The sequence below is a fragment of the Kitasatospora sp. NPDC056731 genome (genome assembly GCF_040687675.1).
In the GTDB taxonomy this organism is placed as follows: Bacteria; Actinomycetota; Actinomycetes; order Streptomycetales; family Streptomycetaceae; genus Kitasatospora.
Genome location: NZ_JBFBNR010000004.1, coordinates 136,698 through 160,136, shown reverse-complemented (window position 1 = coordinate 160,136; position 23,439 = coordinate 136,698). Strand labels below are relative to the sequence as shown.

Here is a 23,439-nt window from a genome sequence, read left to right as displayed (position 1 = left end):
CGCTCCCTTCGCACGCCCCCCATCCGCCCCCTTGAGGTGCCCCGCCATGCTCAAAATCCGTACCGCTCCCCGCCCCCGCCCGTTCGCGGCCCGCCTGGACTCCCGCACCGAATCCACCCCCATCGCACGGCAGTTGCTGCGCGCCTACCTCGCCGCGCTCCCCACCGGCGACCGCTACTCCGACACCGCCGAACTCCTCCTCGGCGAACTCTTCGCCAACGCCGTCCAACACACCGCCGACGCCCCCACCGACCGCCTCATCGAAGTCCGCTTCGCCCTCACCGGCGACCACCGGCTCCGCCTCGAAGTCCACGACGCCGGCACCGGCCGCCCCTCCCTCCACACCCCCACACCCGACGACGAACACGGACGCGGCGTCCTCCTCGTCAACGAGCTGGCCGAGAAATGGGGCTGCTGCCCCCGCGCCGGAGGCGTCGGCAAATTCGTCTGGGCCCTCATCGCCCCCGCACCCACGCCCGCCACCCTCCTCACCGTCTGAACAGGTGCCCACCATGCGACTCCCCTTGACCGCCCGCCACCTGTTCGACACCGGCTCCACCCCCGCCGACACCTACGCCACCCTCGCCCGCCACACCCGCGAACCCCTCCGATCCGCCCGCGCCGTCTGCACCGCCCTCGGCATCCCCGCCGCCGAAACCCAACGCCGCCTCAACGACTGCTACGACGCCCTCCTCGCCACCCCCCGCCCCGGCACCGAGAACGACACCGGCGAACTCCTCGAAGCCCTCGGCGTCTTCGACATCCCCAAAACCCCCGACAACCGCGACCTCGCCATCATCAACCTCCTCACCACCGCCATCGACGCCCACGGCAACATCCGCGCCGGCCACCAACACGGCCTCACCCGCTGGTTCACCACCGGCAACCTCACCACCGCCTACCTCTCCCTCACCACCACCCAACCCCACCCCACCACCGGCAACCCCACCCACTACTGGACCACCCTCACCACCGCCGGCGAACTCCTCACCACCACCACCCCCGACCCCCGCATCAAACCCGCCCTCACCCACTGCCGCACCCAAGCCCAAGCCACCCGCCCCTGAGCGCAGGAAGTCGACCCACCCGACTTCCTGCGCACACCAAAAACACGAACCCCCGCCCGCAAGCGGCGCGTTAGACGCAATGCCACTGGCTTTGCGGCCTTCCACGGTCCTCTGGCCGCAGGTCGGCAGCTCGCAATCACCGTCAAGTCACTGACATTGCCCCTGAAGGAAAAGGTCCCCGCTGGTGGTGGGTCTTGGGCTCTCACCACTGGGCATGATCCATCCATGAAGCACGAACTCCTTGCGTGGGCACAGTCATTGGCCGAGAAGGAGCTCGCCGAGCCGCTCCGGCGCCGATGGCAGCACTCGCTCGGTGTTGCTCAGCGTGCTGCCGGCCTCGCACACGTACTCGGAGGCGATGCCGAGCTTCTGGTCTCGGCGGCGATCTTGCATGACGTTGGGTACGCGCCGCGGCTCGCAGCCACCGGGTTTCACCCGTTGGACGGTGCCAGGTTCCTTCGTGACGTTCATGGCGCGGACGACCGGCTGACGCGGTTGGTGGCGAACCACTCGTTCGCGTTGCTGGAGGCGGAGGAGCGCGGGCTTCGTGACGTGTTGGAGGCGGAGTTCCCACTGCTGGAGGACCGACGCCTGGTGGACGCACTGGTGTGCTGCGACATGACGACGACGCCCGACGGGGTGCGGACGACCGCCGAGGAGCGGGTGGCGGAGATCGTCAGCCGCTACGGGGCGGACAGCGTGGTGGGGCGGTTCATCCGTCGGGCGGCGCCGGAGGTCTTCGCGGCGGTGGCGCGAGTGGAGGCCGCGCCGGCTGCTCAGCCGAGGTAGGGGTAGGTGCCCGCGAGGTAGTCGCCGATCTGCTGGCGCATGCTGGGGTGGATGTCGTACTGGTCGAGGTCGGCGGGCTGGATCCAGCGGACGCCGTCGGCCTCGTCGTTGATCGTGGGCTCGCCGCCGACGGGGCGGCCGATGTAGGCGTTCTCGTACTGCTGGCGGATCTCGCCGTCGGTGTAGGCGACGATGTGGTGGGGGTTGGTGTAGACGCCCAGGAAGCCGGTCACCTCGGCGATGACGCCGGTCTCCTCCAGGCATTCGCGAACCGCGCACTGGGCGGCGGTCTCCCCGATGTCCTGCGCTCCGCCGGGCAGTGCCCACTGGCCGGTGTCGCGGCGGCGCTGCAACAGGATGGCACCGCTGTCGTCGACCACGAGCAGGTTGCTGGCGGGGATGAGGGTGTTGGCCTTGGGGGCGTCGGGGTCGTTGAGGTACTCAGTCCTGCCCATGCGGGGTGTTCCCCTCCGGTTCGGGTGTCCAGGGCTTTGCGCTGCCCCAGACGGCTTCGAAGCTCTGAGCGTAGTTGTCGAACCAGCCCGTGGAGTCGACTCTCCTGAGGTGGAGCAGGGGGTTGGCGCTCGCGGGCTGGCCCCACACGTGCGGGTTGAGCAGGAGGTCGCCGTCGTAGCGGAACAGCGAGTTGTAGAGCGTGGTGTCGTGGAGGCGCACTTCGCAGCCGGCCTTGGCAGGCAGGCTCCGGTAGTAGGTGAGCGAGGCGCGGATCTTCGCGGCGAGGGTGTCGCCGATACCCTCCTCGCGGCCCCGGACAGCGGCGGCCTTGCCCGTCGGGTCTCCGAAGCAGAGGCGCACGCGAACGCCGGCCGCGGCCCGCTCCGCGAGCATCCCAGCGACGTGAGGGTTGGTCTGGGCGAAGAACGTCCCGGAGAACACGAGTACGTCGATCTGCGTCTTGGCCTCCTGCAGCAGGGACAGCCACATCTCCCTGGGTACGCTCGCCCGGTTGGCGTAGGTGCCGACCAGCTCGATACCGACCGTCGGCGGTCGACCTGTCCTGGGCCGAGGCACGGGCCAGAGCAAGGCCTCCTCGACTCTCAAGTGCTGGGCGGCCGCGAAGCGGTGTCGCGGGTGCGGCACGCGCCCGCTCAGCCAACGGCCCACGGTCTTGGGGTCCACCTCGCACGCGGCGGCGAGCGACTCGGGGGAGACACCGCGCCGGGCGAGTACGGAGCGAAGTCGCTCGTTCACGGAGCCCATACAAGCTGAGGCGGGCGTGGGCTCGCAAGGACGTTGCGGGACGTTTTCAACGAGCTGACTGGTCGACAGGGTCCCTACGCTGGCGACATGCCGCTGATCATCCTCTGGGACATCGACCACACGCTCATCGAGAACGCGGGGGTGAGCAAGGAGATCTACGCCGCCGCCTTCACCTCCCTGGCGGGACATCCTCCGATGCAGGCGGCTCGGACCGGAGGCCGCACCGACCGTCTGATCATGCGCGAGATGTTCCTCCGCAACCACCGGCCGGAGCCCAACTGGACGACCGTCCAGGCAGCCCTTGAGGCTGCGGGAGCTGAGCGGCTGGGCGAACTGCGCCGACGCGGCAGGACTCTGCCGGGCGTCCGGGCAGCCCTCGCAGCGGCAGCAGACCAGCCCGGCTGGGTCTCCTCGGTGCTGACCGGCAACGTCGCGGCCAACGCGCGAGTGAAGCTCACGGCCTTCGATCTCGACGAGCTGCTGGATATGACCGTCGGGGCCTATGGGGCCGATGCGGTCCGGCGTCCGGAGCTGGTTGCCGTCGCCCGTGAACGCGTTCATCGACACCGTGGCCTGCCCGTCGATGTGCCGGTCGTCCTGGTGGGGGACACCCCTCGCGATGTGGAGGCGGCGCTCGCCTCGAACGCCGAGATCATCGCGGTGGCCACGGGAGTCGACAGCCAGGCCGACCTCGTTGCCGCCGGCGCGAGCACCGTGCTGCCGGACCTGTCGGACACCTCAGGTCTTCTGGGACTCCTGCGGTCGTTCGCGTCGCACTGAGGACGTCCCAGGACGTCCAAAAAACGTCCCGGTACGCGGTGCCGCAGTCCCGACAGTCTCCGCCACCATCAGGTCACCAGCCACGCAAGACGTCGCCGCGCGGAAGGCTGCACAACCCCCGCAGCGAGCCCCGCAGCGGGCCCCGCTGCGATCCGCAACCAGCACGAGGAGAGCCAGCATGGAGAACACCGGCACCTTCGACCCGGCGCAGGACGACGAGGTCGTGATCCTGGGCGACGCGGCCGCTCTGACGAACGGCAGCAACAGCAACAGCATCGAGGGCAAGCGTTCGCCCTACGACGCGGCCTGACAGCACGGCGGCGGCACCACGTCGGGGTGCCGCCGCATCACTCACAGGCTCGACACCTCGGAGGCGATCACATGGGCTGGTTCGGCGGCCATCTCACACGCCCCAGCACAGCGCACGTCCCCCTCGGTGCACGTCTGCTGTGGCGGAAGCCGCTCCTCTGGTCCATCGGCACCCCGGTGAGGCTGGTCAAGGGCCGCGGCGGGCGACGACTCGCCGTGTTCGGTCCCTGCGGGGCGGCCGACGCCGAACTGGCCCGGCTGGTGGACACGACCGATCTCTCAACGCTGGACACAGCAGCAACGGCGTGGCCCGGGGCCTACACCCTGGTTCTCGACGACGGGCACGGTGCCCAGCTGATCTGGTCCGACCCGATCGGCGCATGCCCCCTGTACTCCACCCGTATCAGCGGCGCGGCAGTCTGGGCTTCCAGCTCTCTGGCCCTCGCCCGCCTACGAGGAGCACGACCCGACACGACCTGGCTGGCCGCGCACCTCGTGGACCCGGCCGGGTGGACGCCGGGCCACTCGGCCTGGACGGATGTCGAGCAGATCCCACCGGGGCATCGGCTGCTCGCGCGGCCGGGCGTCGCTTCCGATGCCACCCCGTACTGGCGTAGGCCCGTACTGGCCTGGCACGAGGCTGTCCACCGTCTGCGCGAGGATCTGGCCGGGGCCGTGAGCTCGCGGATCAATGGCCAGGCGGTCTCCTCCGACCTGTCCGGCGGTCTGGACTCCAGCACGTTCGCGGCGCTCGCCGCCGGCCACGGCCCGGTCATCGCGGTCACCTACCACCCGAAGGGGACCGCCGCAGGCGGAGACATCGACCACGCTCGCACCGTCGCCAGGGCCTTCCCCTCCATCCGGCACGAGTTCATGGCGCTTGGCACCGAGCACCTTCCGTTCAGCGCCCTGGACACGCTGCCGCTGACCGACGAGCCCGCGCCCTCGGCCATCACCATCGCCCAACTCACCTACCAGATGCGCATGTTGGCAGGCCACCGGGCCAGAGTCCACCTGACGGGAGACGGCGGGGACACCCTGTTCATGCAGCCACCGGTACACCTGGCCGACCTCGCCCGATCCGGCCACCTCCTGCGAATGGCCCGCGATGCCCAGACATGGGCCCGCCTCTACCGCACCAGTCCCTGGCCTGCGCTCGAAGCCGCATGGACCAGCCCCCAGACCCTGGCCGGCTGCGCCAGCCGCCCTCCGTGGCTGACCGATCGCGCCGCGGCTCTCACAGCCGAAGCCACGCAGCCCTACCGCGATGTCCTCACCTTGGGCCACGCCGACACCCGCCTCCTGACCGAGGCCCGCTACGTCGCCCGGACGGCGGCAACCGAGAACCAGGTCGCCGCCGAGCACGGCATCGCCATGCACAGCCCGTTCACCGACCCCCGTGTGGTGGAGACCGTGCTGGCCGCCGACTCTGCCAGACGCTGGTCCGCCCGCCGGTACAAGCCGCTGCTGTCCGACGCGGTCACCGGGCTCCTTCCCCCGCAGGTCGTGGATCGGGGCGCCAAGGGAACCTTCGCCGTCGACCACCATCACGGTCTGCGGGCCAACGAGGCGCGCGTCCTGGACCTCGTGGACGGCCACCTCGCCAGCCTCGGCCTGATCCGCCCCGGCACGGTCCGATCCCTGCTGCGGCAGGCTCTCCTCGGCGTGGACATCCCCTGGGGAAGGATCGAGCCGTTGCTGGGAACCGAGCTCTGGCTGCGGGCCGCCGACACGGCCACGTCACAGGTCCGGTGGGAGGTGCACGCCGCGTGACACCGACACCCAGTGGGGACACCCGCACCGCCCTGACCAGCAGGGCCGGGATCATCGTCAACTACCGGACCGGTGCCACCGTCCTCCTGACGGGCGACGCCCTGTCGAGATGGCTCACCGCCGTCCAGAACAGCCCCGCGCCGCCCCCGGTCACCATCGCCGAGTCGGCCCCGTCCTGGGGCACCGACGAAAACACTGCCCGGCTCGACCACCTGCCTACCCCGCCCTGGGCCTGGCGGATCTCGGCAACAGCCTGCCTGCTGATCACCCTCGCCGTCCGCCACGCCGGCTCTCCCGCGTCGAAGTTCGGACGGATGGCCCGGCTGGCCGAGACAGGCCATCGACTACCCAGGGCTCGTACGGCGCACGCTCGCGCGGCGGTGCTCTCCATACGGTGGGCCGCACGCGCGATCCCCGCCCGGGTCGCTTGTCTCGAGGAGTCCACCGCAGCGTCCCTCCTGCTCGCCGTCGGCCGACGCGGCGGAGCCTGGCGGCACGGCATCGCCGCCGATCCCATCCGCCTGCATGCCTGGATCTGCGACGCTCAGGAGCAGCCCGTCGAAGAGCCTGAGCGCACCAAGCGCTACACCCCGATCAACGTGCCCAACCCCACTGGAACGAGGACCTGATGAGCACACCCCACATCCTGCTGACCGGCGAGCGCGTCAGCCTGGCCATGACCGACCGCGACCACCTGCCCGACTACCACCGCTGGGAGAACGACCCCGGCACGATCCTCGGCTACGGCACCCAGGTCGCCCAGTCCTGGGAGGTCCGTGCCGGCGGCTGGGAGGGCCAGGGCCGCAACCGCGACTACCCGCAGTTCGAGGTGATCACGGCCGACGACCACACCCCGGTCGGCCTCACGACGCTCTCCATCGACCCCGCCGTGCGCACCGCCGAGTTCGTCATCCTCATCGCGCCCGAGGCCCGCGGCAAGGGCCTCGCCACCGAGGCCACCGCCCTGACCCTTCGCTGGGCCTTCCAGTACTCCGCACTGAGGATGGTCTGGCTGAAGGTACTGGAGCCGAACGCGGCGGGCGTCGCGGCCTACCAGAAGGCAGGCTTCCAGCCCGCCGGACGCCTACGGCAGTCCGGCTACTGGCTCGGCCGTCCCTGCGACGAACTTCTGATGGATGCCACCGCCGACGACTTCCTGTTCGCCGGGGAACCTGCCTGACCGGGACTGAGCCGTGCTTACGGACCTTGCCGTACCGCACCGGGGCGTATCCGGGACCGCCGAGTCCGCCCGTGGCGGCCCCTGCCCACACCAGCAGCCACGGACGACGGCACCTGTTGGACCTACAGAGGCGGCCCGCTCAGAGCCGCATGAGCCCGGCTGTGGTCGGCCGGAATCCGCACTGACCGTAGAAGGACTCCAGGTGCGGTTTGTAGTCGACGTGCAGCCACTCGGCGCCGCGCGCCCTCGCCTCATCGGCAACCGCCCTCACCAGCCGGGTCCCGAGCCCCTGCCCGCGCTCATCCGGGTGCACGATGGTGTCCAGGACGAAGGCGTGCACACCGCCGTCGCCGACGACGTTGACGAATCCGACCAGCCGGTTCCCCCGGCGCGCCGCGATCCAAGCGAGACTGCGGGCCAGTATCGGCGCGAAGGAGGTCGGCTTGTGATCCGGCCACGACGCGCTGAACAGCTCGTTGAGTTCGGCATCCGTCAGCTCGGGACACACTGCCAACATCCCGTCATCGGCCCACGACGCATCACTGGTCACCATGCAGGGCAGCCTGCCATGCCTCCACGGCCGTGATCGCCGCTCCACTCCTCGCCCGGGACCTCGAAGGCGGTGACCCAGCGCGCGTGGTCGTCGGCAGCGACGGGCCGAGCTGGACGCAGGAAGTCGGCCCCGCCGACTTCCTGCGCCTGGGCCCTCGCGCCAAGGGCGAGCACCGGCGTCGGCCACCGCACCGCCTGCTGCACCGCCCGCCGCTTCGGCCCGCCGCGGCCGGCCGCCCAACCCTGTGATGTGATCGTTCTGTTGACGCACTACCAACAGGAGCTGACCATGTCCTCACCCCTGCCCAGCCCCGTCCGTCTGACCGTCGGCCGGCACACCTTCGACGGGCTGGCCGCCGGGCCCGCCGACGGGGAGCTCGTCCTGCTGCTGCACGGGTTCCCCGAGTTCGCCGACTGCTGGGGCGCCGAGCTGACCGCGCTGGCCGCGGCCGGCTACCGCGCGGTGGCGGTGGACCAGCGCGGCTACTCCCCCGACGCCCGCCCCGCGGACATCGCGGACTACTCCGTCGAGCTGCTGGTCGCGGACGCGCTGGGCTTCGCCGACGCCCTGGACGCGCCCCGCTTCCACCTGGTCGCCCACGACTGGGGCGGCCTCGTCGCCTGGGCGCTGGCCTCCACCCACCCGGAGCGGCTGCACAGCCTGACCGTGCTCTCCACCCCGCACCCCGAGGCGCTCTACGAGGCCCTCAACAACGACAGCGACCAGCGCGAACGCTCCCAGTACATCAGGGAGTTCCGCCTGCCGGAGCACGTGGCCGAGCAGGCCATGCTGGCCGACGACGCGGCCAGGCTGCGCGCGATCTACCAGGGCACGCTGCCGACGGACCAGGCCGAGTCCAACGTCCGACGGCTGACCGAGCCGGGCGTGCTGACGGCCGGGCTCAACTGGTACCGGGCGATCAACGAGGAACTCCGGGTGCCGGCCGGTGAGATCACCGTCCGCACGCTCTTCGTCTGGGGCACCGAGGACCGCGCCCTGGGCCGCGACGCCGCCGACCTGACGGCCAAGCACGTCCGCGCCCCGTACCGGTTCGTTGCGCTGGAGGGCGCCACCCACTGGCTGCCGGAGGCCGACGCCGAACGGATCGTGCCGCTGCTCCTGGAGCACCTCGCGGGCTGACCCGGAGGTGTTCCCCGGCGCGCCGCGCCACCGGCGCGCCGGCTTCGCCGCCCTCAGGCCGCCCTCAGCCCGGTCTCAGCCCGTCCTCGGTGTGTTCCGGGATCGCGCCCAGCTCTCCGCCTGCTCCGGGTCCCACAGGAAGCGGGCTCCGAAATCCTTCTCCTCGCCGGGTCCCGCCTCCGTCAACGCACGCACCAGCGCCGGACTGTAGACGGCATGGACCCGGAAGTTCACCAGGAACCGACTCTTGATCACGATCCGCACGTAGCGACGGCTGTTGCCCCGATGACGTCCGGCCACGATGACGCAGTCACCGCCGTCGCCCCAGGCCGGCGGCGCGATCCACACCTTCGCCCCCGGCGCGAAGTGCCGCAGCCCCTCGCGGACCTCCGACCCACCTTCGCCGTGACCGGTCTCCTGAGCGACATTGGCCACGAGGCACACGCCCAGCGGCTCCGCTCCGGTTGCATCCGTCATGGCAGCCATGATCGCCTGGCCGGGCGCAGCGGCGCGCGCCCTTTTCCCGGGGTCGCCCCTCCGGCCCTCCGCGCCGTCGGCCGACGGCGACCGGCTCCGCCCGCACGATCGCACCGGGCCAGGCCAGGCCGAAATCACGATGACTTCCGGCACCGCGCCGCCTATCGTCCGGCGGATGAACGACCAGGGCGCCGACCCCACCGACCCCACCGACGCGCCGGCCGTCGACGTCCGCTGCCGGAACGACCCGGCCACGCGGGTCAGGCTCACCGACCGCCACTTCCCCGACGAGCACGGCACCGGCTTCGCCGTGGAACTGCACGCCGAAGGCCTCCGGGCCCGGCTCGACTCGGTCATCGCCTGGGCCTGGGGCCCGGACCATCCGGCCGACTTCCTCGACGAGTTGGCCGCCGACTACCGGGGCTGGGAGGCGGAGCGCACCTGGCACACCCACCGCCTCGCCCTCCGGGCCGTCTTCCGCCCGGGGGGCCACGTCGGCCTCACCTGGGCCGTCCGCCCGCGGATCGGTCGGGACGCCTCCTGGGAGGCCTCGGTCACCACGTGGCTGGAGGCCGGGGAACAGCTGGCCGGTCTCGCCTCGGACGTCCGCCGGTTCCTCGCCCCCGGCGACCTGACGGAGTCCCGTCCGTCCGGAGGCACCGCTTGATCGACCGGGCCGGCTACGACCGGGACTCCTCCCCCCTCCTGTTCGCCACGGCCGCCGGACTGCTGCTCCACGTCCTGCTCGCCGAAGCCTTCGGCTCCTCCGCCCGACCGGCCGTCCGGTCCTGGGCCGCCACCGGCCGCATCACCGCGCCGCCGCCCAGCCTCCTGCACCAGAAGTCGGCCCCGCCGACTTCCTGCGCTCCCCCCGCCACCGGCCCGGCCGGAGCCGCTCTGCTCCCGCAACCGTTCGGGGTGCGGGCCGTGCCTGCCGATCGGCAGGGGCAGCCCGATGAACTTCCCCTGGGCATTCGTGAGTTGCCCACGCGTCACGACCAGTGTCCTGCCGGGTTCCACCCCCACGAAGAAGGCGATACCCACGCCTGATCACGACGCCACACGGGTCTAGAGGCGGCAGCTGATCTCCATTCCGTCCTCCACGGGGAACGTGACGCTCTGGTAGCCGTTGCGGGGGTCGCGGACGTAGTCGAGGTAGGGCGCGAGGGCCTCCAGGTCGACGTCGTCGGCGACGACGAGGGTGCCGGGCGCGAGGCGGGGTTCGAGGAGTCGCAGGACGGGCAGGCACAGGTCCTTCCAGCCGTCGAGGAGGACGAAGTCCGCGGAGCCGTCGACTGCGGCGAGAGTGTCGCGGGCGTCTCCTTCGAGGACGGTGATCAGGTCGTCCAGTCCCGTCTCGGCGAACGTCCGGCGGGCGGCCGCGGCCTTGGCGGCGCTCAGTTCCGTACTGATCACCCGGCCCGTCCCGTTGTCGCGCACCGCGGCGGCGAGATGGAGCGTGGAGATGCCGAAGGACGTGCCGAACTCGACGACGGTGGCGGGGCGGGTGGCCCGGATCAGGTTGTAGAGGAGGCGGCCGCCCTGGGCCGAGATCGGCATGTACACCTCGGCGTTGGCATCGGCCTGCTCCTGCGGGCCGAGGGGCGCGGAGCCCTGGGGCCACGCCGCCCGGATCCGCTTGCTGGTCTCCTCGTCCTGTTCGGCATGCCGGAACATCCGGTCGAGGGCGGTGGCGACGCGGGGGTCTTCGAGGGTGTTGGTGGGTGTCATGGGCCCAGACTAGACGCACCGTTGCGTTGCGTCTAGCGATTCTGGCCTACCCTGGCCCCAGGAGGCAGACATGGAACGAGGAAGTACGGCCGCCGCGGCGGCCGGGCCGCAACCGGCGGCACGCCATCACGGCAACCGGCACGGCCGCAGCGAACAGGCCCGGCAGGCAGTACTGGAGGCGGCCGACGACCTTCTGGTCGAGAAGGGCTTCACCGGCGTCACCATCGAGGGCATCGCCGCCCGGGCGGGCGTCGCCAAGCAGACCGTCTACCGCTGGTGGAAGACCAAGACCGACATCCTCCTGGACGCCTTCCTCCAGGACGCGGCCGAAGCCCTGACCCCGCCGGACCACGGCGACCTGGCCCCGGGCCTACGCGCCCACCTGCGCCAACTGGCCCTGTTCCTCACCCGGTCCGACGCGGGCGCCGTCTTCAAGGCCCTCATCGGGCACGCCCAGCACGATCCCGCGTTCGCCGCCGCCCTGCGGTCCGGGTACCTCGACGAACAGCGCCGACGCGACCGGCTCCCGCTGGAACGCGCGGTGGAACGCGGCCAGCTCGCCGCCGGACTCGACATGGCGGCGGAGATCGACCAACTCGTGGGACCGCTCTACCACCGCGTCCTGGTGACGGCGGAACCCGTGGACGAGGCTTTCACCGACCGCCTCGTCGAGGCGTTCCTGCACCGCGCGGGCGTAGCGGACGCAGGTGAGTAGCGGACACAGCGGAGTAGCCGACGCAGGGGAGACGGTGAGCAGCCGACTCCCGGGCACCGGCGGGACCGCCGAGCAGGTGGCCCCGCTCAGTGCCGAGTGGTTGCGGCGTACTGGTCCGACGACAACGCGAACACCCGCACTCGCCGACCGCCGGCTGGACTGACGGTCTCACGGGCCAGCCGCATCCCCAGTTTGGTCATGATCCGTTCGGAGGCGTCGTTGCCCACCTGGGTGATGCTGACGATCCGCTCCAGCCCTCGCTCCTCGAACCCGAACCGCACGGCGGCCGCAGCGGCCTCGGTGGCCAAGCCCCGCCCCCAGTGGGAACGTCCCAGCCGCCAGCCGACCTCGACCGCCGGCAGCACCTCCGGCAGGAAGCCGGGGACGGAAAGGCCGGTGAACCCGGCCAGCTCGCCAGTGGACCGGATCTCCACGGCGAACAGGCCGAAGCCCCGCGACTCCCACTCGCTCTCCCAGGCCTGGATCCCGCCGCGGGTCTGCTGTTCGTCACGGACGCTGCCGTCACGGATCCACCGCATGACCTCGGGGTCGGCATTGACGGCGGCCATGGGCGCAACGTCCTCCTCGCGCCAGCGACGCAGGATCAGACGCGGAGTCTCAAGCGTGACCATCGAACCATTCTGGATCACCAAGGGGCTCTCCGCCATCCGCCGATCGTCGTGCCCACTGCGCAACGGACCGGCAGATCGTAGCGGCGGGCCCGGACACCAGCCGTGTCCGGGCCCGCCGAGAACCGCACCCCCGAGTACCGCGCCGCCGTATCAGTGCGCGGCGGCCTCCCAGTTGGCGCCGACGCCCACCGAGACGTCCAGCGGGGCGCGCAGCGGGTAGGCGCCGGCCATCTGCTCGCGGACGATCGCCTCGACCTGCTCGCGCTCGCCCGGGGTCAGCTCCAGCACGATTTCGTCGTGCACCTGGAGCAGCATCCGGGAGGTGAGGCCGGCGGCGCGCAGCGCCTCGTCCACCCGCAGCATGGCGATCTTGACGATGTCGGCGGCCGAGCCCTGGATCGGGGCGTTGAGGGCCATCCGCTCCGCCATCTCGCGGCGCTGGCGGTTGTCGCTGTTGAGGTCCGGCAGGTAGCGGCGGCGGCCGAGCAGCGTCTCGGTGTAGCCGGTGGCGCGGGCCTCGTCGACGACCCGGCGCAGGTAGTCGCGGACGCCGCCGAAGCGCTCGAAGTAGGTGTCCATCAGGCCCTGGGCCTCGCCGGGCTTGATGCCGAGCTGCTGCGAGAGCCCGTACGCGGACAGCCCGTAGGCGAGGCCGTAGGACATCGCCTTGATCTTGCGGCGCATCTCGGCGTCCACCGCGGCGCCCGGGACCTCGAAGACCTGGGAGGCGACGGTGGTGTGCAGGTCCTCGCCGGTGGCGAAGGCCTCCAACAGGGCCTCGTCCTCGGAGAGGTGGGCCATGATGCGCAGTTCGATCTGCGAGTAGTCGGCGGTGAGCAGCGACTCGTAGTCCTCGCCGACGACGAAGGCGCGGCGGATGGCGCGGCCCTCCTCGGTGCGGACGGGGATGTTCTGCAGGTTCGGGTCCTGCGAGGAGAGCCGGCCGGTGGCGGCGACCATCTGGTTGAAGGTGGTGTGGATGCGGCCCTTGGGCGAGACCGTCTTGAGCAGGCCCTCGACGGTGGTGCGCAGCTTGGCCTGGTCGCGGTGGCGCAGCAGGATGACCGGCAGTTCGTTGTCGGTCTGGGTGGCGAGCCAGGTGAGCGCGTCGGCGTCGGTGGTGTAGCCGGTCTTGATCTTCTTGGTCTTGGGGAGGGCGAGCTCGCCGAAGAGGATCTCCTGGAGCTGCTTGGGCGAGCCGAGGTTGAACTCGCGCCCGGCGGCGGCGTGCGCCTCCTCGACCACGCGCTGGATCTCGGTGGCGAACTGCGCCTCCAGGCTGGTGAGCCAGGGGCGGTCGGCGGCGATGCCGGTGCGCTCCATCCGGGCCAGCAGGGCGGCGATCGGCAGCTCCATGTCGCGCAGCAGCCCGGTGGCGCCGACCTCGGCGAGGCGGGTGTCGAAGAGCGCGGCGAGGTCGAGGACGGCGCGGGCCTGGAGCATGAGCGCCTGGGCGCCGGCCGCCGGGTCCTCCTCCGGGGCGTCGAAGGCGAGTTGGCCGTCCTCGGTGGCGGGGGCGGGGGTGAGCGAGCGGGCCAGGTACTCCTCGGCGAGCACCTCCAGGGTGAAGGTGCGGCGGCCGGGCTTCTCCAGGTAGGCGGCGAGGGCGGTGTCGGCGACGACGCCCTCGATGGCCCAGCCGCGCTCGGCGAAGGCCCGCATGACCTGCTTGGCGATGTGCAGGGCCTTGGGGGCGGCCGGGTCGGCGAGCCAGGCGGCGAAGGCCCGCTCGTCCTCCTCGGCGAGCTGCGCCGGGTCGAACCAGGCGGCGGCTTCTCCTGCGGCCAGGGCGACTTCGGCGACCTCGCCGGTGCCGAGCGCCCACTGGTAGACGGCGGCGAGGGCGACGGGGGCCTTGGTGTCGGCGGCGTGCTCGCGCAGCCAGCCGGCCAGCGTGCCCGGGTCGGTGAGCAGTTCGCCGTCGACCTCGATGCCGGGGGCGAGTTCGGCCACGGCCTCCTCCTCGCCGGCGGCCGGGTCGATGCCGTGGACGCGGTCGCGGAAGTTGGCGTTGCGGAACTCCAGCGACTCCATCAGCGTGTCGACGGCGGCCTTGTCGAACGGTGCGCGGGCCAGGTCGCCGACGCCGAGCGGGAGTTCGACGTCGCGGACGAGCTCGGTGAGGACGCGGTTGCGCTTGACCGAGTCGAGGTGTTCGCGCAGCTTCTCGCCGATCTTGCCCTTCACCTCGTCGGCGCGGGAGACGAGTTCGTCGAAGGAGCCGAACTGGTTGACCCACTTGGCGGCGGTCTTCTCGCCGACGCCGGGGATGCCGGGCAGGTTGTCGGACGGGTCGCCGCGCAGGGCGGCGAGGTCCGGGTACTGGCGCGGGGTGACGCCGTACTTCTCGGCGACCTTCTCCGGGGTGTAGCGGGTGAGCTCGGAGACGCCCTTGGTCGGGTAGAGGACGGTGATGTGGTCGGTGACCAGCTGGAGGGAGTCGCGGTCGCCGGTGACGATGTCGACGTCGTAGCCGGCCGCCTCGGCGGCGGTGGCCAGGGTGGCGATGATGTCGTCGGCCTCGAAGCCCTCGGCCGTCAGCCGGGGGACGTTCATCGCGTCGAGCAGTTCGCCGATCAGGGGGACCTGGCTGCGGAACTCGTCCGGCGTCTTGGCGCGGTTGGCCTTGTAGTCGGGGAACTCGACGGAGCGGAAGGTCTGCCGGGAGAGGTCGAAGGCGACGGCGAGGTGGGTGGGCTGCTCGTCCCGGACGGTGTTGGCGAGCATCGAGGCGAAGCCGTAGACCGCGTTGGTGGGCTGGCCGGTGGAGGTGTTGAAGTTCTCCACGGGCAGGGCGTAGAAGGCCCGGTAGGCCATCGAGTGCCCGTCGAGCAGCATCAGCCGGGGCCGCGGGCCGGCCCCGCCGCCACCCGTCGCGCCCTTGTCCGTACTCTGCGTAGCCACGTCAACGTCCCGTTCCTGCCGATTCCACTACCGGCCACCGATCCTATGGCCCGGCACCGACAAAAGGGGCGCCGTGCCGGTCGGACGCGGGGCGCGGGCGACGGGGGCGCGCCGGGGGCCGCGGCGCCCGGGGCGCCCGGGGCGCCCGTTGACGCACCCCGACCCCGGACACGGCCGCTACCGCCGAGTAGGACGGTCGTACGATCACAGGCAGCACGATGACGATCCCCGAGCGGCAGGAGTTCCCCATGACCGACGCGGCCCCCGACGCGGCCCCCGTCCTGAAGGTCCCGCAGGACGTGCTGGACCACTTCGCCAAGCTCGGCGTCGACCCGCAGACCTTCTCCGGCGGCGCCCTCGGCGAGAAGCTCGGCATCCGGATCGTCGAGGCCTCCGGCGACCGGGTGGTCGGCACCATGCCGGTGGAGGGCAACCAGCAGCCGTACGGGCTGCTGCACGGCGGCGCGTCGGCGGCGCTGGCCGAGACGCTGGGCTCGATCGGCGCGATGCTGCACGCGGGCCCCGGCCGGTACGCGGTCGGGGTGGACCTCAACGCCACCCACCACCGCTCGGCCACCTCCGGGCTGGTCACCGGGGTGGCGACGGCGGTGTTCAAGGGCCGCACCGCCGCCACGTACGAGATCGCGATCACCGACGACACCGGCAAGCGGGTCACCAGCTGCCGGCTGACCTGCATGCTGCGCGACCTCTGACCCCGCGCCGGGACTCTTCCCGGTGCCGACGGATCATCAAATCCCTTGGCCGCCCCCTTGTTTGACCTTCCGCCACCCTGGGCAGGCGTTGGTCTGGACAAGGGGGCGGCGGCATGTCCGGGCGCGGCCGACGCGGCAGCATGCCCGGAATCCGCGCAGGTGACTCTGCGTAACAGGCAGAAAATCCGAGCAATGGCCCGCTCCGAGGCCCGCAGGCAGCCCGGGGCTCCTTCGCCATGCCCTCGTTGTCCGAAATCCGGATGAGCATGACCGGAACAAGTGAATCGGACACAGGTGTCCGACTATCGACCAGGCCAGCTGCAACCCCCATTTCTGGCCCTTACATCGCCCCAACAGCCCCTAAACGCCCTACATCGGCGGATCGGTCGCGCCAAAACGACCACATGCTGAGACAACTGCTCTGTGTGCTCATAACAAGAGAATCACAGCCTCGCCACACCACTGCCCGAGTCGCCCAGAGGCATCTAGAGTCACGGCCAGTCACCGCGCCAACGGATTGGGCCCGGCCCTCCGCGCATCCCGGCTCCCGCCAACTCAGGCGCGGCGCCTCCCGAACCGAAGGGGACCCTCGTGCGTCACCGTTCCGCAATTGTCGTGAGCATTGCCGTGATCGGCGCCCTGAGCCTCAGCGCGTGCGGCTCCCGCGACGACAAGAAGTCCGCCGACGGAGGCAGCGGCAACAGCGGCTCCACCACCACCGTCACCATCGGCATCGACGCCCCGCTCACCGGCGACCTCTCCGCCATCGGCATCGGCATCCGCAACTCCGTCGACCTCGCGGTCAAGAAGGCCAACGAACAGAACGAGGTCCCCGGCGTCAAGTTCCAGGTCAAGGCCCTGGACGACACCGCCAAGCCCGGCCCCGGCCAGCAGAACGCCACCCAGCTCGTCGCCGACAACAGCGTCCTCGGCGTCGTCGGCCCGCTCAACTCCAGCGTCGCCCAGTCGATGCAGCAGATCTTCAACGACGCCAACCTCGTCGAGATCTCCCCCGCCAACACCGGCGTCGCCCTCAGCCAGGGCGAGAAGTGGGTCACCGGCGAGAAGAAGCGCCCCTTCAAGACCTACTTCCGCACCGCCACCACCGACGCCGTCCAGGGCCCCTTCGCCGCCCAGTTCCTCGCCAAGGACGCCAAGAAGTCCAAGGTCTTCCTCATCGACGACCAGAAGACCTACGGCGCCGGCCTCGCCGCCACCTTCAAGGCCGAATTCACCAAGCAGGGCGGCAACATCGTCGGCGAGGAGCACGTCAACCCCGACGACCGCGACTTCTCCGCCATCGTCACCAAGGTCAAGACCTCCGGCGCCGAAGCCGTCTACTACGGCGGCGAGTACCCCGCCGCCGGCCCGCTCTCCCTCCAGCTCAAGGACGCCGGCGTCAACATCCCGCTGATGGGCGGCGACGGCATGCAGAGCGCCGACTTCATCAAGCTCAACCCCAAGAGCGCCGGCGACTACGCCACCGCCGTCGGCGGCGCCGTCGAACAACTCCCCACCGCCGCCAAGTTCATCGCCGACTACAAGGCCGCCGGCTACAAGGACCCCTACGAGACCTACGGCGGCTACTCCTACGACAGCGGCTGGGCCATCATCCAGGCCGTCAAGGCCGTCGCCGCCGCCAACAACGGCAAGCTGCCCGCCAACCCGCGCGCCGCCGTCGTCGACGCCGTCCAGAAGGTCTCCTTCGACGGCGTCACCGGCAAGGTCTCCTTCGACGAGTTCGGCGACACCACCAACAAGCAACTCACCGTCTACACCGTCAAGGACGGCAAGTGGACCGTGGAGAAGACCGGCACCTTCAGCGGCTGAACCTCCAACGGCTGAACCTCAGCGGCCGAGCCCTCGACGACTGAACCTTCAGCGTCTGAACCTCAACCACTGAGCCGGCCCGCACCACCATCCAGCAGCACAGCGCGCGGGGGCGCCACGAGTGCCCCCGCGCGCCCCCACATCCACCACCCACACGGACACCCCGAACGCACTACGGAGGCCCAGCGGTGCACGACCTACCGCAGCAGCTGGCCAACGGCCTGATCCTCGGCGCCCTCTACGGACTCGTCGCGATCGGCTACACGATGGTCTACGGCATCGTCCAGCTCATCAACTTCGCCCACGGCGAGATCGTCATGGTCGGCGGCTTCGGCGCCCTGACCGCCTACCTCGCCCTCCCCGGCGGCACCACCCTGTGGCTGGCCCTGCCGCTCATGCTGATCGCCGGCATCCTGGTCTCCACCCTCACCGCCGTCGCCGCCGAGCGCTTCGCCTACCGGCCCCTGCGCAACGCCCCCCGACTCGCCCCCCTCATCACCGCGATCGGGCTGTCCATCTTCCTCCAGCAACTCGTCTTCTCCTTCTACCCCGACGCCAAGAAGGCCCGGGTCTTCCCCAAGATCCCCGGCGACCCCTTCAGCCTCGGCTCCGTCACCATCCAGCGCAGCGACCTCTTCCTGCTCATCGCCGCCCCGCTGTGCATGCTCGCCCTCGGCTGGTTCGTCACCCGCACCCGCTCCGGCCGCGCCATGCAGGCCACCAGCCAGGACCCCGACACCGCCAAGCTCATGGGCATCGACACCGACCGCATCATCGTCATGGCCTTCGCCATCGGCGCCGCGTTCGCCGCCGTCGCCGCCGTCGCCTACGGACTGCGCAGCGGCCAGGTCGACTTCCGCATGGGCTTCATCCTCGGCCTCAAGGCCTTCACCGCCGCCGTCCTCGGCGGCATCGGCAACATCTACGGAGCCATGCTCGGCGGCATCGCCCTCGGCCTCGCCGAAAGCCTCGCCACCGGCTACATCCAGCACCTGCCCGGCATGCACCTCTTCGGAGGCGGCGCCTGGAAGGACGTCTGGGCCTTCGTACTCCTCATCCTCGTGCTCCTCGTCCGGCCCCAGGGCCTGCTCGGCGAGCGCGTCGCGGACAGGGCGTGACCACCATGACCACCACCACCGAAACCACCCCGGTCATCCCCCTGCCGGCCCGCGCCGCCACCGCCCTCACCGGCCTCGGCGCCCTCACCACCGCCGCCTCCGCCGCCCTCCCCTGGACCTGGACCTCCGACTTCCCCGGCGACCTCACCTACACCGGCTCCCCCGCCGGCCTCCAATGGCTCGCCCTCGCCGCCGGACTCCTCGCCCTCCTCCTGCTCCTCGCCACCCACGGCACCCCCGGCCTGCGCTGGGCCGCCCCCAGCCGCAGCCACAACGCCGTCCTCTACGCCGCCACCGGCGCCCTCGCCGTCAGCGTCTTCTCCGTCGCCGCCATCGCCACCGAACTCGGCGGCCTCGCCAACCTCGAAGCCGGCGGCTGGATCCTCGCCGTCGGCGGCCTCCTCACCGTCATCGGCGCCCTCGGCCTGCCCCTCGACCGCCGCACCCGCGTCCCGCTGCGCATCCTCGACAGGCGCCTCTTCCTGCTCGTCCCCGTCGCCCCCGCCGGCTGGTTCGCCGCCCACGCCATCCCCGGCGACCAGCCCGTCGCCCCCGTGATGACCGCCCTCGCGGGCGCCCTCGCCATCGCCGCCGGCGTCGTCCTGCTCCTCCAGCTCGGCCACCTCGCCCACACCTGGCTGCGCCTGGGCACCGTCGACCGGCCGCTGCCCGCGCCGCGCCAACTCCCCTCCTGGGCCGAAGTCCTGACCATCGTCCTGGCCTTCGGCCTCGGACTGTTCACGATCACCTTCGGCATCGACACCGAGTACGGCGAACTCTTCATCGGCTACCTGCTGCTCGCCGCCCTCGTCGTCCCCGCCCTCACCCGGTCCGGCCTGCTCGCCCGGCTGCGCGCCCTGACCGTCAAGCACCGCCCCGTCACCACCGGCGCCGCCTTCGCCGCCGCCGCCAGCTTCCCCTTCACCCAGACCAGCGACCAGTACACCTCCGTCGCCACCAACATCCTGATCTTCGCCACCGTCGCCCTCGGCCTCAACATCGTCGTCGGCCTCGCCGGCCTGCTCGACCTCGGCTACGTCGCCTTCCTCGGCGTCGGCGCCTACGCCGCCGCCCTGGTCTCCGGCTCCCCCGCCTCCCCCATCCACGTCCAGTTCCCGTTCTGGGCCGCGATGCTCACCGGCGCCGCCGTCTCCATGGTCTTCGGCGTCCTCATCGGCGCCCCCACGCTGCGCCTGCGCGGCGACTACCTCGCCATCGTCACCCTCGGCTTCGGCGAGATCTTCCGCATCACCATGCTCAACCTCAACGGCACCACCGGCCCCAAGGTCACCAACGGCTCCAACGGCATCCCCCGGATCCCCGACCTGGAGATCCTCGGCTTCGACCTCGGCAAGCCGCACACCGTCGCCGGCATCGAACTCGGCCGCTTCTCCAACTACTACCTGCTGATGCTCCTCGTCACCGCCCTGGTCGTGCTCGTCTTCGCCCGGGTCGGCAACTCCCGCATCGGCCGCGCCTGGGTCGCCATCCGCGAGGACGAGACCGCCGCCGAAGCCATGGGCATCAACGGCTTCCGCCTCAAACTCCTCGCCTTCGCCCTCGGCGCCTGCCTCGCCGGCCTCGCCGGCACCGTCCAGGCCCACGTCAGCTACACCGTCACCCCCGACCAGTACACCTTCGCCGAGGCCCTCCCGCCCAACTCCGCGTTCCTGCTCGCCGCCGTCATCCTCGGCGGCATGGGCACCATCAGCGGGCCCCTCGCCGGCGCCACCCTCCTCTTCCTCATCCCCAAGAAGCTCGAATTCCTCTCCGACTACCAGCTGCTCGCCTTCGGCGCCGCCCTGATCATCCTGATGCGCGTCCGCCCCGAAGGCCTCATCCCCAACCGGCGCCGCCAACTGGAGTTCCACGAGGCCGCCATCCCGGCCCAGCCCGCCGGCGACGGCGCCGCACTCACCAAGGCAGGGGCGTGACCACCCAGATGACCACCACCGCCACACCCCTGCTCGAAGTCACCGGCGTCACCATGCGCTTCGGCGGCCTCACCGCCGTCAACGACGTCAGCCTCACCGTCGGCGAAGGCGAGATCATCGGCCTCATCGGCCCCAACGGCGCCGGCAAGACCACCTTCTTCAACTGCCTCACCGGCCTCTACGTCCCCACCGAGGGCGCCGTCCGCTACCGCGGCACCCTCCTGCCGCCCAAGCCCCACCTCGTCACCCAGGCCGGCGTCGCCCGCACCTTCCAGAACATCCGGCTCTTCGCCAACATGACCGTCCTGGAGAACGTCCTCGTCGGCCGCCACACCCGCACCAAGGAAGGCATCTTCTCCGCCATCCTCCGCGGCCCCGGCTACCACCGCGCCGAAGCCGAGAGCCGCGAGAAGGCCATGGAACTCCTCGCCTTCACCGGCCTCGCCGACAAGGCCGACCACCTCGCCCGCAACCTCCCCTACGGCGAACAGCGCAAGCTGGAGATCGCCCGCGCCCTCGCCTCCGACCCCGGCCTCCTGCTGCTCGACGAACCCACCGCCGGCATGAACCCCCAGGAGACCCGCGCCGCCGAGGAACTCGTCTTCGCCATCCGCGACCAGGGCGTCTCGATCCTCGTCATCGAGCACGACATGCGCTTCATCTTCAACCTCTGCGACCGCACCGCCGTCCTCGTCCAGGGCCAGAAGATCGTCGAAGGCGACCGCGAAACCGTCCAGAACGACGAACGCGTCATCACCGCCTACCTCGGCGCCCCGCTCGAAGGCACCACCCCCGCAGTCGCGGAGACCGTTACGGAGACCGACCAGTGACCGCACTCCTCGAGGTCGAGGACCTCCGCGTCGCCTACGGCAAGATCGAAGCCGTCAAGGGCATCAGCTTCACCGTCAACCAGGGCGAGGTCACCACCCTCATCGGCACCAACGGCGCCGGCAAGACCACCACCCTGCGCACCCTCTCCGGGCTCCTCAAACCCACCGCCGGACGCATCGCCTTCGACGGCCAGGACCTCAGCACCGTCCCCGCCCACAAGATCGTCGCCCTCGGCCTCGCCCACTCCCCCGAAGGCCGGCACATCTTCCCCCGCATGACCATCGAGGAGAACCTCCTCCTCGGCGCCTTCCTGCGCACCGACACCGCCGGCATCACCGCCGACGTCGACCGCGCCTACGACCTCTTCCCCATCCTCGGCGAACGCCGCCGCCAGGCCGCCGGCACCCTCTCCGGCGGCGAACAGCAGATGCTCGCCATGGGGCGGGCCCTGATGTCCCAGCCCAAACTGCTCATGCTCGACGAGCCGTCCATGGGCCTGTCACCGCTGATGATGCAGAAGATCATGGCGACCATCATCGAACTCAAGGCCTCCGGCACGACCATCCTGCTCGTCGAACAGAACGCCCAGGCCGCCCTCTCCCTCTCCGACCGCGGCTACGTCATGGAAACCGGCCGCATCGTCCTCTCCGGGACGGGCGCCGACCTCCTGCACGACGAATCCGTCCGCAAGGCCTACCTCGGCGAGGACTGACGCCTCCACGTATCCACGCCTCCACGCCTCCACGCACGAAGGGCCCGGCAGATGAGATCTGCCGGGCCCTCCTCGCATCCGTCTACTCGGACGCGTCCTCGTCCGCCTTCTTGCGGTCCTGGGCCGCGCCCTCCTCGATGACCGCCTCGGCCACCGCGGCCATCGTCATCCGACGGTCCATCGACGTCTTCTGGATCCACCGGAACGCCGCCGGCTCGTTCAGCCCGAACTTCGTCTGCAGCACGCCCTTCGCCCGGTCCACCAGCTTCCGGGTCTCCAGCCGCTGGGTGAGATCCGCGATCTCCTCCTCCAGCGTCCGCATCTCGGTGTACCGCGACACCGCCATCTCGATCGCCGGCACCAGATCCGCCTTGCTGAACGGCTTCACGATGTACGCCATCGCCCCGGCGTCCCGCGCCCGGTCCACCAGCTCCCGCTGCGAGAACGCCGTCAGCATCAGAACCGGCGCCAGGTGCTTCTCGTGGATCTGCTCGGCGGCGGAGAGCCCGTCCAGCACCGGCATCTTCACATCGAAGATCGCGAGGTCCGGCCGAAGCTCCTCCACCAGCTTCACCGCCGTAGCCCCGTCCCCGGCCTCACCGACGACGGTGTACCCCTCCTCTTCGAGCATCTCCTTGAGGTCAAGGCGGATCAGCGCCTCATCCTCGGCGATCACAATCCGGGTGATCTGGGGCGAATCGGTCTCAAGCGGCTGTGCCTGCTCGTCGGCGGTGCTCACGGGGCTCCTAGTTCCGGCGGGGTACTGCATGCACGAGGGTACCTAGACACGGTATGTTTGGTTTCGCAGGGTCGGGGTCAGCCTTCGAAACTGTGGATGCCCCGGTAGCCCAGCGGAAGAGGCGATGGTCTCAAACACCATACAGCGTGGGTTCGAATCCCACCCGGGGCACTTTTCCTTCGATTTCAAAGCCACTTAGGGCAGCAACCTAACGCTTGGCGATCTTCACTAGTTCGAGTGAAAACAATCCCGTTCGCCCGCACAAGTGATTCACGGGCTGCAGGATCACCC

26 protein-coding genes and 1 tRNA gene are annotated in these 23,439 nt (G+C 70.7%); 19 read left to right on the top strand and 8 right to left on the bottom strand.

Annotated features, from left to right (window positions below; genetic code table 11):
- Nucleotides 1–46: 46 nt before the first annotated feature.
- From AB0R04_RS06190 to AB0R04_RS06180, 3 genes are all read left to right on the top strand, one after another.
- Nucleotides 47–499: an ATP-binding protein gene (locus AB0R04_RS06190; RefSeq protein WP_363368606.1), complete on the top strand. Its 453-nt coding sequence runs from the start codon at nt 47–49 to the stop codon at nt 497–499.
- A gap of 13 nt (nt 500–512) precedes the next feature.
- Nucleotides 513–1,067, top strand: coding sequence for a hypothetical protein (locus tag AB0R04_RS06185; RefSeq protein ID WP_363368604.1), 555 nt, complete (start codon nt 513–515; stop codon nt 1,065–1,067).
- Between the two features lie 225 nt (nt 1,068–1,292).
- A complete protein-coding gene (locus AB0R04_RS06180; protein ID WP_363368602.1) occupies nt 1,293–1,856 on the top strand; it encodes an HD domain-containing protein in 564 nt (187 codons plus the stop codon).
- On the opposite strand, the gene AB0R04_RS06175 is transcribed toward AB0R04_RS06180, so the two are convergent.
- On the bottom strand, nt 1,844–2,311 hold the full coding sequence (locus AB0R04_RS06175; RefSeq protein ID WP_363368600.1) for an NUDIX domain-containing protein: 468 nt from the start codon (nt 2,309–2,311) through the stop codon (nt 1,844–1,846). The two genes, AB0R04_RS06180 and AB0R04_RS06175, sit on opposite strands and share 13 nt — an antisense overlap.
- Nucleotides 2,298–3,068 (bottom strand): XRE family transcriptional regulator, encoded by a 771-nt coding sequence (locus AB0R04_RS06170; protein WP_363368598.1) that lies wholly within the window; start codon nt 3,066–3,068, stop codon nt 2,298–2,300. Before AB0R04_RS06170 ends, AB0R04_RS06175 begins: the two co-directional genes overlap by 14 nt.
- A 96-nt stretch (nt 3,069–3,164) precedes the next feature.
- Between AB0R04_RS06170 and AB0R04_RS06165 the strand changes: the two genes are divergently transcribed.
- The 5 genes from AB0R04_RS06165 (at nt 3,165) to AB0R04_RS06145 (ending at nt 7,119) form a co-directional block, all read left to right on the top strand.
- The gene (locus AB0R04_RS06165) at nt 3,165–3,857 is read left to right on the top strand and encodes a haloacid dehalogenase-like hydrolase (protein ID WP_363368596.1); all 693 of its coding nucleotides are present in this window, start codon (nt 3,165–3,167) and stop codon (nt 3,855–3,857) included.
- A gap of 178 nt (nt 3,858–4,035) precedes the next feature.
- Nucleotides 4,036–4,167, top strand: a complete 132-nt coding sequence (locus AB0R04_RS06160; protein ID WP_363368594.1) for an albusnodin family lasso peptide — start codon at nt 4,036–4,038, stop codon at nt 4,165–4,167.
- Between the two features lie 71 nt (nt 4,168–4,238).
- Nucleotides 4,239–5,939: an albusnodin/ikarugamycin family macrolactam cyclase gene (locus AB0R04_RS06155; RefSeq protein ID WP_363368591.1), complete on the top strand. Its 1,701-nt coding sequence runs from the start codon at nt 4,239–4,241 to the stop codon at nt 5,937–5,939.
- Nucleotides 5,936–6,568 (top strand): lasso peptide biosynthesis B2 protein, encoded by a 633-nt coding sequence (locus tag AB0R04_RS06150; protein ID WP_363368588.1) that lies wholly within the window; start codon nt 5,936–5,938, stop codon nt 6,566–6,568. Before AB0R04_RS06155 ends, AB0R04_RS06150 begins: the two co-directional genes overlap by 4 nt.
- Complete coding sequence (locus AB0R04_RS06145) at nt 6,568–7,119, top strand: GNAT family protein (protein WP_363368586.1); 552 nt, start codon at nt 6,568–6,570, stop codon at nt 7,117–7,119. The genes AB0R04_RS06150 and AB0R04_RS06145 overlap by 1 nt, the downstream gene beginning before the upstream one ends.
- A gap of 139 nt (nt 7,120–7,258) precedes the next feature.
- On the opposite strand, the gene AB0R04_RS06140 is transcribed toward AB0R04_RS06145, so the two are convergent.
- A complete protein-coding gene (locus AB0R04_RS06140) occupies nt 7,259–7,672 on the bottom strand; it encodes a GNAT family N-acetyltransferase (RefSeq protein ID WP_363368584.1) in 414 nt (137 codons plus the stop codon).
- A gap of 288 nt (nt 7,673–7,960) precedes the next feature.
- Between AB0R04_RS06140 and AB0R04_RS06135 the strand changes: the two genes are divergently transcribed.
- Nucleotides 7,961–8,812, top strand: a complete 852-nt coding sequence (locus tag AB0R04_RS06135) for an alpha/beta hydrolase (RefSeq protein ID WP_363368582.1) — start codon at nt 7,961–7,963, stop codon at nt 8,810–8,812.
- Nucleotides 8,813–8,887: 75 nt separating this feature from the next.
- Here the strand turns inward: AB0R04_RS06135 and AB0R04_RS06130 are convergent, their stop codons facing one another.
- Nucleotides 8,888–9,289: a hypothetical protein gene (locus AB0R04_RS06130; RefSeq protein ID WP_363368580.1), complete on the bottom strand. Its 402-nt coding sequence runs from the start codon at nt 9,287–9,289 to the stop codon at nt 8,888–8,890.
- 175 nt (nt 9,290–9,464) lie between these two features.
- On the opposite strand from AB0R04_RS06130, the gene AB0R04_RS06125 reads away from it, so the two are divergent.
- The gene (locus AB0R04_RS06125; RefSeq protein ID WP_363368578.1) at nt 9,465–9,956 is read left to right on the top strand and encodes a DUF6228 family protein; all 492 of its coding nucleotides are present in this window, start codon (nt 9,465–9,467) and stop codon (nt 9,954–9,956) included.
- Nucleotides 9,953–10,339 (top strand): hypothetical protein, encoded by a 387-nt coding sequence (locus AB0R04_RS06120; RefSeq protein WP_363368576.1) that lies wholly within the window; start codon nt 9,953–9,955, stop codon nt 10,337–10,339. The genes AB0R04_RS06125 and AB0R04_RS06120 overlap by 4 nt, the downstream gene beginning before the upstream one ends.
- Nucleotides 10,340–10,357: 18 nt before the next feature.
- Here AB0R04_RS06120 and AB0R04_RS06115 read toward each other — a convergent pair whose 3' ends face one another.
- A complete protein-coding gene (locus AB0R04_RS06115) occupies nt 10,358–11,020 on the bottom strand; it encodes a class I SAM-dependent methyltransferase (RefSeq protein ID WP_363368574.1) in 663 nt (220 codons plus the stop codon).
- Nucleotides 11,021–11,090: 70 nt separating this feature from the next.
- Here AB0R04_RS06115 and AB0R04_RS06110 point away from each other — a divergent pair, with 70 nt between their 5' ends.
- Entirely contained in the window at nt 11,091–11,735 is a 645-nt protein-coding gene (locus AB0R04_RS06110; protein ID WP_363368572.1) for a TetR/AcrR family transcriptional regulator, read from the top strand.
- A gap of 86 nt (nt 11,736–11,821) precedes the next feature.
- On the opposite strand, the gene AB0R04_RS06105 is transcribed toward AB0R04_RS06110, so the two are convergent.
- Nucleotides 11,822–12,367, bottom strand: coding sequence for a GNAT family N-acetyltransferase (locus AB0R04_RS06105; protein ID WP_363368775.1), 546 nt, complete (start codon nt 12,365–12,367; stop codon nt 11,822–11,824).
- 150 nt (nt 12,368–12,517) lie between these two features.
- Nucleotides 12,518–15,205 carry a DNA polymerase I gene (gene polA / locus AB0R04_RS06100; protein WP_363368773.1) on the bottom strand — a complete coding sequence of 896 codons (2,688 nt, stop codon included), beginning with the start codon at nt 15,203–15,205 and terminating at the stop codon, nt 12,518–12,520.
- A 314-nt stretch (nt 15,206–15,519) separates the two neighbouring features.
- Here polA and AB0R04_RS06095 point away from each other — a divergent pair, with 314 nt between their 5' ends.
- The 6 genes from AB0R04_RS06095 to AB0R04_RS06070 all read left to right on the top strand — a co-directional run bounded on the left by AB0R04_RS06095 (nt 15,520) and on the right by AB0R04_RS06070 (nt 22,409).
- Nucleotides 15,520–15,984 (top strand): hotdog fold thioesterase, encoded by a 465-nt coding sequence (locus AB0R04_RS06095; protein WP_363368771.1) that lies wholly within the window; start codon nt 15,520–15,522, stop codon nt 15,982–15,984.
- A 591-nt stretch (nt 15,985–16,575) separates the two neighbouring features.
- Nucleotides 16,576–17,814, top strand: coding sequence for a branched-chain amino acid ABC transporter substrate-binding protein (locus AB0R04_RS06090; RefSeq protein WP_063347148.1), 1,239 nt, complete (start codon nt 16,576–16,578; stop codon nt 17,812–17,814).
- A 188-nt stretch (nt 17,815–18,002) separates the two neighbouring features.
- The gene (locus AB0R04_RS06085; RefSeq protein WP_063347149.1) at nt 18,003–18,932 is read left to right on the top strand and encodes a branched-chain amino acid ABC transporter permease; all 930 of its coding nucleotides are present in this window, start codon (nt 18,003–18,005) and stop codon (nt 18,930–18,932) included.
- A gap of 5 nt (nt 18,933–18,937) precedes the next feature.
- A complete protein-coding gene (locus tag AB0R04_RS06080; RefSeq protein ID WP_363368769.1) occupies nt 18,938–20,866 on the top strand; it encodes a branched-chain amino acid ABC transporter permease in 1,929 nt (642 codons plus the stop codon).
- An 8-nt stretch (nt 20,867–20,874) separates the two neighbouring features.
- Nucleotides 20,875–21,696, top strand: a complete 822-nt coding sequence (locus tag AB0R04_RS06075) for an ABC transporter ATP-binding protein (RefSeq protein WP_063351037.1) — start codon at nt 20,875–20,877, stop codon at nt 21,694–21,696.
- Complete coding sequence (locus AB0R04_RS06070; protein WP_063347150.1) at nt 21,693–22,409, top strand: ABC transporter ATP-binding protein; 717 nt, start codon at nt 21,693–21,695, stop codon at nt 22,407–22,409. Before AB0R04_RS06075 ends, AB0R04_RS06070 begins: the two co-directional genes overlap by 4 nt.
- Nucleotides 22,410–22,491: 82 nt before the next feature.
- Here AB0R04_RS06070 and AB0R04_RS06065 read toward each other — a convergent pair whose 3' ends face one another.
- The gene (locus AB0R04_RS06065) at nt 22,492–23,148 is read right to left on the bottom strand and encodes a response regulator (protein ID WP_063347151.1); all 657 of its coding nucleotides are present in this window, start codon (nt 23,146–23,148) and stop codon (nt 22,492–22,494) included.
- 98 nt (nt 23,149–23,246) lie between these two features.
- Between AB0R04_RS06065 and AB0R04_RS06060 the strand changes: the two genes are divergently transcribed.
- Nucleotides 23,247–23,319 (top strand) — tRNA-Leu (locus tag AB0R04_RS06060).
- The last annotated feature ends 120 nt before the right edge of the window (nt 23,320–23,439 follow it).